We start from the raw sequence: 16,915 nt of genomic DNA on the forward strand, positions 1-16,915 counted from the left end.
ATTATTGGTGCCTGACACCATTACTCACTTTTGCACTTATTCTATGCGTCAAATCTAGATGTGATCATTTTTTTCCGTGTATAGAAGTTTAAACCGTCTTTTCCATTTACATGGAGGTCCCCATAGAAGGAATCTTTCCAGCCCGAGAATGGGAAGAATGCCATTGTGGCTGGAACACCAACATTAATTCCAAGCATACCCGCTTCGGCTTCTTCCCGGAATTGACGGACTGCTTTTGCATTATTTGTATAGATTGTGGCGCCATTTCCAAACCTAGATTTACGGATATAGTCTAATCCTTCATCAAGGTCTTTAGCACGCAATAAACTTAATACCGGTGCAAAGATTTCTTCTCTAGCAATGGTCATCTCTGGGGTCACATGATCAAAAATGGTTGGGCCTAAGAAATTCCCTTCAGGGAGATCATCCATTTCCCTGCGTCCATCTCGAATTAACTCAGCGCCTTCTGATATCCCCTTTTCGATATAGCCAATAGCTTTGTCACGGTGCTCCTTACGAATAACAGGCGTTAACAACACCTCATCATCCATTCCGTTCCCGATCGTTAACTCATCCGCACTCTTCTTCAATGCTGTCACAAACGGCTGATTCTCACCGACCACTACAACCGCACTGCAAGCCATGCAGCGTTGACCAGCGCTTCCAAACGTAGAACTTATGATATTTTGAACAGCTTTATCTATGTTAGCATCGGGCATAACAATATGATGATTCTTCGCACCAGACAGAGCTTGAACTCTCTTTCCCTCAGCTGCCGCCCGTTCGTATACATATTTGGCTACTGGTTGTGAACCGACAAAGGAGATGGCTGCGATATCTTGATGCTCGAGTAAACCATTAACAACATCATGGGCACCATGGACAACATTGAGGATCCCCTTAGGTGCACCTGCCTCCGTGAACAATTCTGCTAATCGGTTTGCTAACATCGGCGTCCGTTCAGACGGTTTTAACACAAACGTATTTCCACAGGCTACTGCTAGAGGAAACATCCATAATGGCACCATCATTGGAAAATTGAACGGAGTTATTCCGGCAACGACGCCTAAAGGATAGCGGAACATTTCCGAATCGATGTCTTCTGCAATCCCCGATAACGTTTCACCCATCATTAAAGTTGGCGCACCTGATGCAAATTCGACACACTCAATGCCTCTTTGCACTTCACCGTAAGCTTCCTTATATGCCTTGCCATTCTCAAGAACAATCAATCTTGCTAATTCTTCATGATTTTCTGTTAACAAGTAGTGGTATTTAAAGAGAATTCTTGCTCTTTTTGGGACTGGTACACTTTTCCATTGTTTAAATGCTTCCTTTGCGGCCGTAACAGCAAGATTAACATCCTCTTTTGAAGAGACAGGGACCTTTGTTAACACTTGATTAGTAGCTGGATTGGGAACATCAAGTGTTTGTTCACTTATCGAGGCCACCCATTCGCCATTAATAAAATTTTTCAAAACCACTGTCTCATTTTGGGTCACATTCATGTCTTTTCCTCCTTATTTTTCTAATCATATTTTGAAAACCTTACGACATCGAAGACTTATAAACTTATTATCTCGCATCTATAAAAGGCTTTCATTAGACATTCTGTAAAATGACTGATAGATTTTCTGCAACAAATTGAACATTCATTTAACATTTAGGTTAGGAGCGATTCTCGGCTACAATGCTTGGTTCATGCTATTTTGTTGCGAAGACTCTAAGTAATCGTGAACAAGAAGCATAAATTCAATAGCAACCCTTTTCTCATGTTCCATAAAATCTTCACCTAACAGGTTTTCAAGCTTTTGCAATCGATGATATAAAGTTTGTCGTACAATAAAAAGTTTATTGGACGTTTCTTGCTTAGAGCCGTTACACTCCAAATAGGCTTTTAACGTTTCAAGGAGCTTGCCATTATATTTTTGATCATATAACATGACCGGCTGAAGATATTCTGATGCCAGTTCCCGCAAATCCGTATGTTTACTCATTTGTGAAATTAGCCGATATAAATGCAAATCCTCATAAAATTGATAGATTTGATTGTTTTTCATCTTTTGTTGAATTCGAAGGGTTTCTTTCGCTGTTTGATAACTCTTATGTACTTCACTGAGTGAAAAAATAAACTTTCCTGCTGCAATGATCAACTTTGAAGAACTTTGCTTGCGGATAAATTCTGACTCTTGAATCGATTCAATTGCTCTTTTAATCCGTTCTTTTAAATTACTTTTCGTTCGAATATTTAAGAGAATAAAAGTAATTTCATTGCGCTTTTCTACGAAAAATACAGCAAAGCCATTCTGTTCAAAAACGGAACGAAATAATAGTTTCATATAGGTAACATCTTGACTGGTTTTTTCCTTAACAGGGAAATGCTTCGTAATGACCACTGCCACATCATTTGTTTTAGCTTTAACACCATTCTCGATTAAATATTCCTGTATATCTTCGAGTGAATGTTCGCCCTCGAGCCAGCCGTGGAGCCATTCAAACTCCTCTACACGCTTTTTTTCCTCCACATACAATTCTCTTAATAAATGCTGAGCCATAGCCGTTGCCGTTCGGTCTAAAATTAATAAATCGTATTCATTGATGGGAATGTCCGATGAATAAATGGATAAATCAGCGTACTCCTGCCCAAATAAGGAAATCGGAGAGGAGGCAAAATAATCATTGACCTTTGAAGTGGCGCCTTCCAACTGATCAATAATCGTATTTTGTTCCTTGGGACTTATTTCAGGAACAAATAAGTATTCCTGATTTTTTAGACGAAAGATGATTTGTAGATCCAGGGCCGAGAAAATAAATTGGAGGATATCTTCATAGGTTTCAATCGTCAATAAGCGCTTATTTAAACTCTGTGAATAATTTTCCAAATCAGATATTTTTTGATATTGCTGGTTTATGATGACTGAGTGAATATCTTGTGTAATTTCCACAAACGGGACTTCTTTTTGAAAAATAATGATTGGAAAGTTATGTTCATTGGCAATCTCTATCACATCAGCAGGAATTTCAGACATGTAGGTTCCCATTTCTATACATAACCCAGCTGCCTTGTTATCAATCAACTCCCGTACCATGGAAACAAACAAGTTCACATCATCCTTCGAGGCAACACCAGTTGATAAAATAAGCTCATGTCCATTTAAAAGTTTGCCAATCTTGGTGACTTCAACCACATGCACCCATTTGACTATTCGTTGAATGCCCCTATTTCCAGCGATCACCCCTGCCTGTTCAAAATGCTTCCGTTTTAAAATATCAGCTACTGTAAATTGAATATGTTCTTTCATAGGCATATCCCCTTGAAATTAAAACTTTAAAATTAGTGGAAAAGGATTGGCATGTCAACCAATCCTTTTCTACTTATTCCACCATATAACCAGTTTAGATTTTTGCCTGATTTTGATTAATTAATAGACTGGAAAAATATTTCCGTCCATTTGCTGTCCCTATTATAAGTGTTTCAGTTACATTTCCATTGTGGTGTAAAAAATCAACAGTGGCCCCATTTAAATGTTCTCTTACACCACTTATAAGGCAACCCTTTTGGAGTAAAAAATCAATTTTATCCCGCTCATTTAAGTATTGTTGATAATCTGACATATAGACCTCCCTTTTTTCTTTAAACGATCTGGAATATCCATCCATTTAATATAAATCCACATTATTTGGGATCTCGTCTTCGACAGTTTCATAGGCTTTCTCCTCAATAACCCAATCACGCCCAACTGATATTCCCAAATATTTTTCATCACTTGGATCTTCTATTTCTGCTTGCTTATACTTTTTAAACCACCAATTTTTCGCAAGAATATAGTAGATTCCTGCCCCAATAATAAACCCTACTAGAAACCCATAATCGGGCGTAAAATAGGAAACGCCTGCCCCGATAATCCAGGCAATGAAACCGGCTAAGTTTACACCGCCCGCATACCGATACTGTCCTTGATCTTCATATAAATCAGGGACATTCACTCGTCTTTTTCGGAGCAAATAATAATCGGCAAACAAGATGCCCACAATAGCAGCTAAAATACCACCGACAAAGAGCAGCACTTGAATGATGATGTCAAACAATTGCCATGGCTGAACCACTGTTCCGACAATACCAGCCGTGATAACACCCGCCCAAAATGGAAACCTAGGACCGCCAACATTTGAGAAAATCGTTGCGGCTGGTACTACATTTGCTGCTGTATTAGTTGACCACTGGGCTAAGACAATCATCAGCAGCAATATAGCAAGGATAAAACCGCTAGCTGCCTTTTGAAGCGCCACAACTGGGTCCGCATTTAACACAGCTATATAGGAAACAGCTCCTATGATGATCATAAACGTTTGAGTTAAAGGCATTGCCACAAGATTTCCAATTAACGAAGCCTTATTTCGCTTAAACCAATTTTTTTCGTTCATCGGTGCTTTCATATACCGAGAAATGGAGGGAATATCTGCACTTAATGTGGCCCAAAAGCCCATATTACTAAATATAACAACTAAAAAGGCAGAAAAAGCAGCACCGCCTGTTACTGGGGATTCTACCCAGCTCCAAACACTTCTTCCCGCTGCAGCAGCTTGATCGGATAATGAAACATACATCCATAAGGAGATGATTAGAATAATCGGTGCAGCTAAATCAGCAAACCGTTCAATCGATTTAATACCAAGTGCGGTATTGACTAATTGAACAACCGCAAAAATCAGGAAGCAGACAAACCAATTATCAAAGCCAAATAAAATATTTAAAATTCCATTCATCGCTGTAGAACCAAAATAAGTATTAACACCAAACCACATAGAGGCCGTTATTCCGCGGGTAATCGAAGGAATATGGGTACCAATGGTTCCAAATGGTGCCCGCATATACACTGGAAATGATATTCCATGTTCAATTCCAATATCGGCTATTAAAGAGATGAAAAAGCCAATCGCCAAACTGCCAATTACTGTAGCCAGAATGACCCATGGTAATGAAAGGCTCATAACCCCTGCCCCGCCGATTGCAAAGGTGGCAAGAACGACCACCATTCCTACCCACATAAATGAAAAACCTAATTTGGTAATTTTCCTGTCTTTATGATGGATGGGGAATAAATCTGGTGATTTCAAGTGGCTTTTTTTCATATAAACACTCCTCGTTTTCAATAATATTTTAATAACCCAAGATTAAAAGACGACAGGTCAGATTAAAATGGAAAGGGTAATTGCTCAGGGAAGTGCCTTGAGCAATTACAGGAGTGCATTTATTATTGGATTTGAGCTATTTTGCGGTTATGGTTTGATCATGACTTAACGGGGTATTGACACTATATTTTTCCCGTTTCAAATATTGGCCAGAACCAGGTTTGCCAACAAACTGCTTGTCGCGGACCACATATTCCCCACGCACTAACACAGAAACAGGCTCACCTGTGACCTTCATTCCCTCAAAGGCATTGTAATCAACTGCCATATGATGGGTTTCAGCTGAAAGAACACGTTCTACAGTCGGATCAAAAATGACAAGATCCGCGTCAGCACCAATTGAAATCGTCCCTTTTTTAGGGAATAGGCCAAACAGCTTAGCAGCTCGCGTGGAGGTAAGATCCACAAACTGATTTAGACTAATCCGCCCTTTTTTCACCCCCTCTGAGAATAAAATTGATATTCGATCCTCGATAATCGGCCCGCCATTCGGGATTTTGGTAAAGTCATCTCTGCCTAAATCTTTTTGTCCTTTAAAGTCAAATGAACATTGGTCGGAGCCAAGTGTTTGCAATTGCCCGCTCTTTAAGGCATTCCACAAAACCTCTTGGTTCCACTTTTCGCGTAAGGGCGGTGACCAAACATATTTTGCCCCTTCAAAATTAGGCTTTTCTAAGTAACTTTGATCAAGGACTAAATATTGTGGACAGGTTTCTCCCCAGACATTTATCCCCTTACTCCTAGCTTTCGTAATTTGTTCGACTGCATCAGCGCAGGATACGTGAACAACGTAAAGCTGCGAATTTGCTAAACCGGTAAAGTTGGCCGCTCTGCCCGTGGCCTCTCCTTCTAGTTCCTGCGGTCTTGTTAAAGCATGATAAATGGGGTCTGTATTTCCATCTTGAAGTGCCTTGGTGGTTAGGTGATCAATTACATCACCATTTTCAGCATGGACCATGACTAATGCTCCATGCTCTTTGGCTAATAGAAGTGTGCGGAAAAGGGTGGCATCATCAGCCTGAAAGACATTTTTGTAGGCCATAAACACCTTAAACGATGTAATGCCCTCTTCGTTAATGACCTGTGGAAGTTCATTTAAAACGTCCTCATTAATTTCTGAAATCATCAAATGAAAGCTATAGTCAATCACTGCTTTATCCCTAGATTTAGCATGCCAGGTTTGAATTGCATTTTTTAACGGTTCACCTTTATTTGTTAAGCAAAAGTCAATGACCGTTGTGGTACCGCCAAAAGCAGCTCCAATGGTTCCTGTTTCAAAATCATCCTTGGTAACAGTCCCGCCAAAAGGCATATCTAAGTGGGTATGGGGATCGATGCCGCCAGGAAAAACTAAGCATCCTTTCGCATCGATGATTTCCGCTCCAATTGCAGATAGATTAGAGCCGATTTGCGTTATTTTTCCATCTTCAATTAAAATTTCTGCTTGATAGGTGTCGGAAGCAGTGACAATCGTGCCATTCTTAATAATCCTTTTCATCAATCATTCCTCCTAAACTATTATTTTGTTATATCAGCTTTGCACTCAACAGCGGCATTTAAAGCTGACTGCCGCTCATTCCATGTCATAGGCGGCAGCTCTCTCGCAGCCTCAACCATATCAATCGCGCCATCAACGGGACAAACGATTGAGCAAAGGTTACAGCCCACACAATCCTCTTCACGAACCTTGAGATAGCTTTTCCCCGAAGCATCCGTCAACATATCAATACACTGATGGGATGTATCTTCACAAGCGATATGACATTTATTGCAGTTGATACAAACATCTGGATTGATTTTAGCTACAATATTGTAGTTTAAGTCCAAGTTTCCCCAATCTGAATATCTTGGTACAGACTTTCCAACAATTTCTGAAACAGAAGAGATTCCCTTCCCATCTAAGTAATTGCTTAATCCATCAATCATATCCTCGACGATTCTAAAGCCGTGATGCATGGCAGCCGTACATACTTGAACACCGCTTGCACCCATGAGCATAAATTCAACTGCATCCTGCCAAGTAGAGATCCCGCCAATGCCTGAGATCGGTACATTGATTTGTGGATGCCTAGCACATTCTGCCACCATATTTAAGGCGATGGGCTTAACAGCAGGTCCACAATAGCCGCCGTGAGCGCCTTTCCCAGCTACATGAGGAATCGTATTCCAGGTATCGAGGTCCACGCCCATTAAACTGTTAATCGTGTTAATCATACTGATCGCATCAGCACCACCTTCACAGGCAGCCTCAGCTGTTGCGGTAATATCCGTTATATTGGGAGTTAATTTAACGATTACTGGTGTTTTCGCTACTTCTTTTACCCAGTAGGTTTGACGTTCAACCAGTGCCGGTACCTGCCCGGAGGCAGAACCCATGCCGCGCTCAGCCATTCCATGCGGGCAGCCAAAATTCAGCTCGAGTCCATCCACACCTACATCTTCGACACGCTTCACAATTTCATGCCATTTTTCCTGCTGAGGCTCAACCATTAATGAAGCGATGATGGCATGGTTAGGGAATCTTTTTTTCGTTTCATAGATTTCTTTTAAATTTATGTCTAATGGCCGATCGGTAATGAGCTCAATATTATTAAATCCTGCTACTCTTTTCCCATTAAAATGATTGGCAGCAAATCTCGATGAAACGTTTAAGATTGGATCCCCTAATGTTTTCCATACCGCACCGCCCCAGCCTGCTTCAAAGGCTCTTTGCACCTGATATCCGGAGTTGGTCGGTGGTGCGGACGCAAGCCAGAATGGATTAGGCGACATGATCCCTGCAAGATTCGTACGTAAATCAGCCATCTCTTCTCCCCCTTTGTTTATACAGAACCTACAGCCGCGTATTGCTTTTGAATCGCATAGGCAACATTTTTCCCTTGCTCTGCGGCGGTTACAACCATGGCATCACCGTTCCCTTTTCCAAATACCACATCCCCGCAAGCAAAAATTTTCGGATTGGACGTTTGCATTGTGTCCTGATTGACTTTGACAACACCGCCTGCATGTTCAAGATCAAACGCCTCGATTAATTCCAAGTGCCTTGTTTGACCGATTGCTTTTATGACTGCATCGACAGGAATCACAAACTCTGAACCTTCGATCACAATAGGGCGTCGCCGACCATCCTGTTCTTTCGCATCGAGCTTCATTTTGACACATTCAATTCCGATTACACGGCCGTTTTCATTGCCAATGATTCGTTTTGGAGCGGTTAACCAACGAAATTCTACTCCATCTTGTTTAGCAAATTCATATTCAAAATCATAAGCTGTCATTTCTTCTTCCGTTCTTCGGTATAAAATTTTTACATTCTCGGCACCTAAACGAATTGAACAAGTTGCACCATCAATTGCTGTATTTCCAGCACCCACGACGACGACTCGTTTACCAACAAACCCAGCCGATAACTGCCCGCTTTTTGTTTCCTTTACAAATTCTATGGCATCGTAGACACCCTCTAAGGTTTCGCCTTCCACCCCGAGGTTTGGAACGTGTGCCATTCCAACTGCTAAAACCACATGATCATAATTTTTTGTTATTTCTTCAACTGAAATATCCTTGCCTACCACGGTGTTGGTCCTAATTTTTACTTGTAATTTCTCAACCTGTTCCACTTCCCAGAAAGAAATCCTTTGAGGTAACCGAAACGATACGATTCCATACGTATTTAAGCCCCCGGCTTTATCGGCAGCTTCAAAGATGGTTACTTGGAACCCTAGTCTTGCAAGTTCCCTAGCCGCTGATAAACCTGCAGGTCCGCCGCCAATTACGGCTACGGTCTTACCATTTGGGATACCGGGCTGAAAAAGTTGTTTTTTATTATGAATGGCCCAATCAGTGGCATAACGCTGCAGATTCCCAATCATGATTGGTTTTGTGGAATGATTGAGGACACATGCACCCTCACAGAGTTCTTCTGTAGGACAAACCCTTGCACAGCTGGCTCCCACTGGATTAGAGGACATAATTGTTTTTGCAGATCCTAGTAAGTTTCCTGAGGCAATTTTTTTAATAAAAGTGGGAATATCGATACCTGTAGGGCAGGCTTTAATGCATGGAGCGTCATAGCAATATAGACATCGATTCGATTCTTCCATCGCTTCTTGGTTTGTTAAACCTTGTTCCACCTCTAGAAAATTCTGTTCAAGATTGGTTAAGGATAGCCGCAGTACCTTTTCATTTGCCAAAAGAAACCCTCCCTTTTTTTAAAATGTAAGCGCTTTATTTATTTTTTATATCGATAAAACCGACCCCCTTTTTGAGAAGATTTTATTGTTCGCAGAAAATTCTGCATCTTATTTTCATTCTACAGACCTAACATAGTCATTTCAGCTAACAATCTGTAAAATGATGCAAACCTTTAATTAACCACTATGTAAAAAGAAATTGGGTCATTTACATGGAGGAATTAGCTTAAGATGAATTGTAAAGTAGAATTAGACTGGATTGTTGGGTTGGCAGATAGGAATACTTCTTGTACTTTTCTGAATACTTTATCAATTTAACATAAGCATAGCAAAAAAATTGTAAAAACAAATCGAACTGTCAAATTATCTTCCATTGTTTTTTTAGTAAGTTAAGCTCACCAGTTTCTCGGTAAACCTTCTCAGACTCAAGTATCGATATAAACTGTGCTTAAAAAAATTTATCGACATTTTATAACAATAGAAATTATAGCTGGAAAAACTGACCAAAAAAAAGTACCTTCCTAGAAGGTACGCAGAATTTTGTTACTGTTGATAATATTTAGCAAGAGCAACAATCATTGCACCCATTCTTTCGATCTCAGGTACAAGGACACGCTCAATCTCTTCCTCGCAAAGAGCTTCAAATGTTACTTTACCAATCGCAACAGCTAGTACATGATGGTTAAAACAAGCTTTAATCTCTTTTTCTAGTTGATGATCCCGCGCATACTCAAAAAGTGACCGTACTTGAGCAGCTGTTGTAAAACAGACTGCGTCACACTGGTGCGTGATCAGTTCTTTACATACTAATTCAACGGTTTCAGCAGCAGGGGCAATATGCTGGTACGGAAGAATTTTTTGGATTGCTGCACCCCGATCTTCTAAAAACCGAGTTAGTTTAGAGGCTGTTTCACCATGTAACTGAACCATTATTCTTTTTTTAGAGAAGTCAAATCCTTCTAGTCTACGAACCAACCCATTGGTTGTCCCATCCTCATCAACCGCTATTGGTTTAATCCCAATTTTTTTAAGTGCAGCCAGTGTTTTATATCCGCGCACAGCTACCTTTGCCTTTCCAACACTTTCTATAAATCTTTCAGCTAAGCCGAGTTTTTCAGCCACTTGTACCAATGTCTCAATACCAGTACCAGTTGTGAATATAACCCAATCAGCCCCCTTTTGGATAAACTCAAGTATATCAGGTTCCAATTCTTGTTCAGCTAAAAATACCGTTCCTTGAAGGGGACGGACAAGTGGAACGCCACCTTGTTTTTCTATTAACTTACTAATTTCTTCAATTTTACGTGAACCGCCTACCATCACTCGTTTTCCAGTTAGACCCTTTTCCATTGCCTTAACCTCACATATTGAATTTTTACTAAATCTTTCTATCTAGTTTTCCACTTGCCCATTGTTCGATTTCATGGGAGGGATAAATATGGACTCCTTTTTTTCCAGAGGCAGCTACTTCTGCCATAGCAATGGCCACATTTTTTGCAGAGATGGCTTTATAAGGACGAAGTGGGCCAATCATAATAGTATTTAAAAAACCGCTAGCTTTGGAAGCTATGCGTTCACCTAAGCGAAATTCTTCCCTCTCACCCAACAACAAGGAAGGGCGGAAAATATGTAAGGAATTCAAGCCCATTTTTGTTAGAGATTCTTCTATCTCTCCTTTAACATGATTATAAAATATTTTCGATTTGGCATTTGCCCCCATTGCAGAGATCATTAGAAAATTTTCGACGCCGGCCTTAGCTGCTAATTTACCCGCCTCGAGTGGGTAGGTGTAATCTACCTTCCGAAAAGCTTCTTGACTTTTCGCCTTTTTAATCGTTGTCCCTAAGCAACAATAGACATCGGTTACGTGAAACCATTCCGAGAAATCTTCCAAATGATCAAAATCAACTAGGTGATATTCACATACCGAATCCGTAATTTGAATCGGTCTTCTTACCATCAAATGGATTTTTTCGTACTGATGCTTCTGAATAAGAACCTTTACTAATTCATTGCCAACCAGCCCGCTTGCACCCATGACTAGTGCCGTCTTTTTAGTAAAACTCACACAAGTTCCCCCTTTCCATCACTTTGACCAATCCTATGTTTCTGCCTCTTTCGTTTCCACTTTTATTTTCCCATTTCTTCTTACAATAAGGAACATAAAAATCAGAAGGATCTCAACTATCAGACTAATTAAATTCCAAGTGTAAAACGAGAAACGTAAAAGGTCCATGGTGTTCTTAAACATTAGAATTGAGAAATAACCTACGATCAAGCTAATAGGCAGTAAATAAATATTCATATTTCGTTTAAATAGAAAACTTAAACTGTAATTGATTGCATAAAGAAGGAATGCAGATTTCGAAAACATAGTCGGCAGCCAGGCAGCCGTAATAATTAAATCAAGCCGATCTAGAAAATCGGTAATATTTATTTGTTGAATCATCATTAAACTGGGATACGTTGACTGTTTGACAATTTGTTCCCCTAAGACGGCTAGTGCGGAGACCATGACAATAAAAAAGAGGAAAAGCCCCAGCCCAGTCCCAATAATAACGGCTCTTCTCGCTTCCTTAACAGGATTGATAGCGGAAATGATAATTAAAAAGAAAATCATTTCTCCCATCCAAGAAAAAGTAACGAATACCGATCTTAATAGAGCGGGAATCGATTTCCAGCCGAACAGCGGCTGCAAATTCCCAAAATCCCACTCATTCATTAGGAAAAAAGGAAGCAAGGCGACGACAATAAATAATAATCCAAAATGGATGGCGGTCACCCGAGAAATAACTTCAATTCCTGATATGGAAATATAGACAATGGCTAACATAGACAAGACCATAAGGATATCATTGGGTGTTGTGGGCAGCAACACTGTCGCAACAAAGTCAATCATTGATCTTACATCTCTAACCAAGGTAAAAAAGACAAATAGAAGAAAAAGAAGAACAAATCCCTTTTCTTTCCACTTACTCTTTTCTCCGATTAAAAATAAGTGTTGTAGTCTCTCAACATTGTTCTTTTTGCCAAAAATAAGGAAAATAAACAAGATTAAAATGGGATAAATAATGATAGGGACTGCCCAGGCATTTTGGTCACCTTGTTGTAAAATAATCTGGGGCAGACTGATAACAGGTGCTGTGAAAATTAAATTGGCAACCAATAAAATCAACTGTAGATTTGATATTTTCTGCTTCATAATTTTACCACCATTTTAGCAATCCCTTCAAAGGTTACATTTAAAAATGTTGTAAAACCACTTAATGAGAGATTGAACATATCTAGAAGAGAAATTAGTAGTGTTAATCCAACACAAATGTAGACCCATTTACGCTCTTTTTTGCTCACAACTTTTGCTTTAATAATATATATGAGATAACTTAACAAACATATAAAAACAACGATCATTCCTGTTTTCATGTTGTCATTCCTTTTCTATGATTCCTAAATTAGTCGATCGTTGGATATCCGCATCAACTTGAACTGTGACCTTTAACTTTGGCAGCATAGTTCGCCAGTGTTCTTTCCAATTTTTCTCCCATTTTTGGTTGTGATTTTTATAGAGATACCAACCAAATCCATATACATCCACACCAGATTTGTGGGCATGCCCCAAAATGGATTGAATATCATTTCTAATTTCACTCTCCATTTTTCTAATAATAAATTGATAGGTTTTGGGATCTTCAATTCTTAAATTAGGTTCATTTTCAAATAAAACACCCGCAGCTTTTACTTTAAGAACAAAGGCAGGGACACCTTTCTCAAACTTTAAATGAGGTTGAACATGATTTTCAAAAATTTGCACTGACATTTCCATGTCCTTAGACACTGGAAAGGAAAGGGATTTTTTTTGCATTCTTTCAAACAACCATAATATTCCAATTCCTTCTTGTTTAGTGGTTGAAAACGCAAGCTTGTCATCCTTGAAAACAGCAAAGCTTTCGAGTTGGACTTCATTCTTTTTCTTATCGCCTTTAATTGTACCCGCATTTTCAACCCTGGGAATAACCATATCTTTTCCAGGCCGATTTAAATCTTGAAGGGCATCTCTGACCGTCATATTGATACTGTTTTTAGACATCTCCCGCATACCTTCTCCTGAATATTGTTCCATTCGTGGCTGTGCCTTTAATACGTTCACTGCTTCCCCTTTTGAAATTAACAGAAATGTAGAGATACGGGAACGGGGTTGTACGAAAGCTGCATTTAATGATTTAGAAATTCCCTCTTTAGCAAGGTCTTCTCCTATTATATGGACTCTTCTATGGCCCAAATAAAGTCGCCTCGATAACTTCATCTGGATATCTTCTAATCCTTGTCTTTGGTTACCTCCCAAACCTTGAGCAATAAGGAAGGGGCCTTCACCACTAGTGCCGCCGCCCCCGCCGCTTGATCCAGCCCCACCCATGGAGCTCGGCAAGGGAACTTGAACAGAATAAAGGTATTTGTTGTCCTTGCCTTTATCTACACCTGTAGCAACAATAAAGGCGATATCGTTAATTTCAGACCGATCCCAACAGCCAGTTAGTACAATGACAGAGCATATAATCATGATTAATAGCCGGGCTGATCTCATGATGATTCCCCCTCTTCATTCCCTTTCCCAGGTGATGGCTTCATATTTCCAGCTTGTCTAGTAATATCGAATTTAACTGTTTGACTTGGCCTTTTGTTCATAGCCCACCATGGAACCCGAATGAACACATCTTTAAGTCCTTTAAACGATAAAGGGGCTAGTGGTGAAAAGTAAGGTATGCCAAACGACCTTAATTTGCATAAATGTGTTAAGAGAACTAAGAGTCCCAGTAGAATCCCAAATAACCCAAACACACCTGCTAGAGCAATAAAGGGAAACCGTAGAAGCCGAATCGAAATAGCCATATTAAATCTTGGGATCGTGAACGAGGCAATCCCCGTAAGTGAAACAACGATAACCATCGGAGCTGAAACGATTCCAGCCTCTACCGCAGCTTGACCAATTACAAGTGCCCCTAGAATACTAACAGCCTGACCAACTATTTTCGGCAGTCTTACACCCGCTTCTCTTAATGCTTCAAAGGCAATTTCCATAATTAAAGCCTCGACAAAAGCTGGAAAAGGGATTGCCTCTCTGCTTGAAGCAATACTAAATAACAAATTTGTTGGAATCATTTCCTGATGGTACGTTGTAGTTGCCACATATAAAGCAGGCAGAGTCAGAGCAATAAACACAAATATAATACGGAGAATTCTGAGAAAAATGGAAATATGGAAGCGATGATAGTAATCCTCGCTAGCCTGCAGGAATTGCCAAAAAGTAGTTGGCATAATTAATGCTAATGGAGTTCCATCGACGATAATGGCTACTCTTCCTTCTAGCAAATTTGCAGCAATTGTATCCGGCCGTTCTGAGTTTTGGATTTGTGGGAACAAACTCCAAGGATTATCCTCTATCAGTTCCTCTATATATCCACTTTCTAAGATTCCGTCAATTTTAATTCGATCCAACCGCGCCTGCACCTCTTTAATGAGTTCAGGTGCCGCCAATCCATCTACGTACATGATGGCAATGCCTGTTTTGGTTTCTTCCCCGATATCTTTCGAAATAATTTTTAGTCGATTGGATCGAATCTTATGTCGAACAAGCGCCGTGTTAACTCTAAGACTCTCAGTCATCCCTTCGCGAGGTCCACGGACAACGGATTCAGTCTCAGGTTCACTTACACTTCTTCTTTGACCGCCCTTTGCATCAATGACAATCCCTTTATCCACTTGATCAATTAATAAAACTGTATTACCTTTTAAAACATTTAACACAGCATCATCCATCAACGAAATTTCTTTCACAGAACTCACCGAAAGAATTTTTTTTATCAAAAAATCAGCAGAAACATTCCCTTTGTCCATTTCATTAATTATTTGGTTTATTCCATGGAATTGAATACTCGCAGTATCGACTAATCCATCTACAAATACCAATATGGACATGACTCCACCTGCACAAAACGGGCGGAAGACTATGTCAGAGCAGTCCTTAAAATGCTCTTTTAAAATTTGTGTGTTCTTTGATAAATCGGTTAAAATTTCTTGATTGATTTTTTCACTATCTAATTTACGAGGATGACCATTTAACATTTTTTTAAATTTTCGCATCGAAAACTCCGCTATGTATAAATTTTCTTATTTACCTGCCTGCAAATACATGTATGTTTGATTAGTTCTTATACTTTAACCCAATTATTCAAAAATATTCCTTTTTCACCAAGTCACTTGTATGTTAACAACTTGGACATACTTTAAAATGTGTAAAATTTTTTATAGAGGGAACGGAAATAACATACTTAAGCTTTTTAAAAGGCAAGTTAATAAAAAATTAAGTTTACTGTTCTATGATCATGACGTACTAATAAATGATCTAGCGAGGTTTAGTCATGAAAAAAAATACTTTTATTATATTTATACTCGCCGGGGTCTTTTGCCTTTCCATATTCAAATGGAACCAGGTGGAAAGTATTCTACAATCGAAAATTGTCAAGGCACAAAACACATTAAACGCTCACACAGATACCTCCACTAATGATACCGGATCTGACATCAAACAAACCTCTAATGATGTTGCATCAGATTTACAACAATCTGATTCTTCATCAACATTGGAACACGAGAATAATAAACCAATCTTTCAGGTTGGGGTGATCAGTGATACACATATAGATTCTAAAGAAGTACCAAATGGTAATAACAAATTAGAACCTGCATTGCTAGATTTAAAGAATATCGCACCTGAATATGATGTGTTAGCAGTTAATGGAGATATGACGAATCATGGATTGGTAGAAGAATACGAATTATTTAAATCCATTTTGAAAAAAAACATTCTTACCGGTGCTGATGAATTTATGGTAATAGGTAACCACGAATGGCTTGAAAAACGAGCACTTCCTAAAAGTAAGGTAACGGATGAGGAATTGAAGAATAGATTTATGAACGAAATAAATGTTCCAGGAATTTATTATGATAAATGGATTAAAGGCTATCATTTTATTACAATTGCAGGGGAAAAATCAGCTGCAACGATGAAAGCTGCCTATGGGACGGCGGAGCAAGATGCTGCCTATGTCTCTAATGAACAATATGAGTGGCTGGAAAGGACACTGGCAGAAAAAGCAGAAGATCAAAAACCAATTTTTGTATTTTTCCATCAGCCCATTACTAATACTGTTTATGGAAGCGAATGGGGCGCGGGGCTTGAGGACCAAAAAATCTTAGCATTACTAAAGAAATACCCTCAAGTAATTCTATTCACAGGACACTCTCATTACCCATTGAATAATCCAAAAAGTATTTATACTGACGGAATTACAATGGTAAATACAAGTTCAGTTGCTTATACCTATACACCAGAGGGTGGACCAAACTACATCCTCTCACAAGGGTGTGTAGTAAATGTTTTTCAAAATAAGGTAGAAATCATGGCAAGAGAATTCAGTACACAGTCATGGATCAAGACAGTAACAATCCCATTAAAAAAACCTAACCAGTAAAAT

Annotated in this window: 13 protein-coding genes; 1 reads left to right on the forward strand and 12 read right to left on the reverse strand. The window is 39.3% G+C overall.

What is annotated here, in order from left to right; genetic code table 11:
- Positions 1 to 41: 41 nt before the first annotated feature.
- From AC4E8C_RS13330 to AC4E8C_RS13385, 12 genes are all read right to left on the reverse strand, one after another.
- Entirely contained in the window at positions 42 to 1,508 is a 1,467-nt protein-coding gene (locus AC4E8C_RS13330; RefSeq protein ID WP_490207172.1) for a CoA-acylating methylmalonate-semialdehyde dehydrogenase, read from the reverse strand.
- A 177-nt stretch (positions 1,509 to 1,685) separates the two neighbouring features.
- Positions 1,686 to 3,302 carry a PucR family transcriptional regulator gene (locus tag AC4E8C_RS13335; protein ID WP_490207173.1) on the reverse strand — a complete coding sequence of 539 codons (1,617 nt, stop codon included), beginning with the start codon at positions 3,300 to 3,302 and terminating at the stop codon, positions 1,686 to 1,688.
- 94 nt (positions 3,303 to 3,396) lie between these two features.
- The gene (locus tag AC4E8C_RS13340; protein ID WP_490207174.1) at positions 3,397 to 3,615 is read right to left on the reverse strand and encodes a hypothetical protein; all 219 of its coding nucleotides are present in this window, start codon (positions 3,613 to 3,615) and stop codon (positions 3,397 to 3,399) included.
- 45 nt (positions 3,616 to 3,660) lie between these two features.
- Entirely contained in the window at positions 3,661 to 5,133 is a 1,473-nt protein-coding gene (locus AC4E8C_RS13345; RefSeq protein WP_490207175.1) for an NCS1 family transporter, read from the reverse strand.
- A 136-nt stretch (positions 5,134 to 5,269) separates the two neighbouring features.
- Entirely contained in the window at positions 5,270 to 6,691 is a 1,422-nt protein-coding gene (gene hydA, locus AC4E8C_RS13350; RefSeq protein ID WP_490207176.1) for a dihydropyrimidinase, read from the reverse strand.
- 20 nt (positions 6,692 to 6,711) lie between these two features.
- Positions 6,712 to 7,998: an NAD-dependent dihydropyrimidine dehydrogenase subunit PreA gene (gene preA / locus AC4E8C_RS13355; RefSeq protein WP_490207177.1), complete on the reverse strand. Its 1,287-nt coding sequence runs from the start codon at positions 7,996 to 7,998 to the stop codon at positions 6,712 to 6,714.
- A gap of 17 nt (positions 7,999 to 8,015) precedes the next feature.
- A complete protein-coding gene (locus AC4E8C_RS13360) occupies positions 8,016 to 9,383 on the reverse strand; it encodes an NAD(P)-dependent oxidoreductase (RefSeq protein ID WP_490207178.1) in 1,368 nt (455 codons plus the stop codon).
- A 543-nt stretch (positions 9,384 to 9,926) separates the two neighbouring features.
- A complete protein-coding gene (locus AC4E8C_RS13365) occupies positions 9,927 to 10,733 on the reverse strand; it encodes a uroporphyrinogen-III synthase (RefSeq protein ID WP_490207179.1) in 807 nt (268 codons plus the stop codon).
- Positions 10,734 to 10,761: 28 nt separating this feature from the next.
- Entirely contained in the window at positions 10,762 to 11,421 is a 660-nt protein-coding gene (locus tag AC4E8C_RS13370; protein ID WP_490212555.1) for an NAD(P)H-binding protein, read from the reverse strand.
- A 63-nt stretch (positions 11,422 to 11,484) separates the two neighbouring features.
- Positions 11,485 to 12,585, reverse strand: a complete 1,101-nt coding sequence (locus AC4E8C_RS13375) for a GerAB/ArcD/ProY family transporter (RefSeq protein ID WP_490207180.1) — start codon at positions 12,583 to 12,585, stop codon at positions 11,485 to 11,487.
- 225 nt (positions 12,586 to 12,810) lie between these two features.
- Positions 12,811 to 13,965: a Ger(x)C family spore germination protein gene (locus AC4E8C_RS13380; protein ID WP_490207181.1), complete on the reverse strand. Its 1,155-nt coding sequence runs from the start codon at positions 13,963 to 13,965 to the stop codon at positions 12,811 to 12,813.
- A complete protein-coding gene (locus tag AC4E8C_RS13385; RefSeq protein WP_490207182.1) occupies positions 13,962 to 15,521 on the reverse strand; it encodes a spore germination protein in 1,560 nt (519 codons plus the stop codon). Before AC4E8C_RS13385 ends, AC4E8C_RS13380 begins: the two co-directional genes overlap by 4 nt.
- Before the next feature lie 278 nt (positions 15,522 to 15,799).
- Here AC4E8C_RS13385 and AC4E8C_RS13390 point away from each other — a divergent pair, with 278 nt between their 5' ends.
- The gene (locus AC4E8C_RS13390) at positions 15,800 to 16,912 is read left to right on the forward strand and encodes a metallophosphoesterase family protein (protein ID WP_490207183.1); all 1,113 of its coding nucleotides are present in this window, start codon (positions 15,800 to 15,802) and stop codon (positions 16,910 to 16,912) included.
- The last annotated feature ends 3 nt before the right edge of the window (positions 16,913 to 16,915 follow it).

The organism is Neobacillus sp. SRL179 (genome assembly GCF_984799095.1).

Bases quoted from the DNA above. Each gene is read 5' to 3' on its own strand.
- AC4E8C_RS13330 (WP_490207172.1), bottom strand. From the start codon at position 1,508: ATGAATGTGACCCAAAATGAGACAGTGGTTTTGAAAAATTTTATTAAT.
- AC4E8C_RS13335 (WP_490207173.1), bottom strand. From the start codon at position 3,302: ATGAAAGAACATATTCAATTTACAGTAGCTGATATTTTAAAACGGAAG.
- AC4E8C_RS13340 (WP_490207174.1), bottom strand. From the start codon at position 3,615: ATGTCAGATTATCAACAATACTTAAATGAGCGGGATAAAATTGATTTT.
- AC4E8C_RS13345 (WP_490207175.1), bottom strand. From the start codon at position 5,133: ATGAAAAAAAGCCACTTGAAATCACCAGATTTATTCCCCATCCATCAT.
- hydA (WP_490207176.1), bottom strand. From the start codon at position 6,691: ATGAAAAGGATTATTAAGAATGGCACGATTGTCACTGCTTCCGACACC.
- preA (WP_490207177.1), bottom strand. From the start codon at position 7,998: ATGGCTGATTTACGTACGAATCTTGCAGGGATCATGTCGCCTAATCCA.
- AC4E8C_RS13365 (WP_490207179.1), bottom strand. From the start codon at position 10,733: ATGGAAAAGGGTCTAACTGGAAAACGAGTGATGGTAGGCGGTTCACGT.
- AC4E8C_RS13370 (WP_490212555.1), bottom strand. From the start codon at position 11,421: ATGGGTGCAAGCGGGCTGGTTGGCAATGAATTAGTAAAGGTTCTTATT.
- AC4E8C_RS13375 (WP_490207180.1), bottom strand. From the start codon at position 12,585: ATGAAGCAGAAAATATCAAATCTACAGTTGATTTTATTGGTTGCCAAT.
- AC4E8C_RS13380 (WP_490207181.1), bottom strand. From the start codon at position 13,965: ATGAGATCAGCCCGGCTATTAATCATGATTATATGCTCTGTCATTGTA.
- AC4E8C_RS13385 (WP_490207182.1), bottom strand. From the start codon at position 15,521: ATGCGAAAATTTAAAAAAATGTTAAATGGTCATCCTCGTAAATTAGAT.
- AC4E8C_RS13390 (WP_490207183.1), top strand. From the start codon at position 15,800: ATGAAAAAAAATACTTTTATTATATTTATACTCGCCGGGGTCTTTTGC.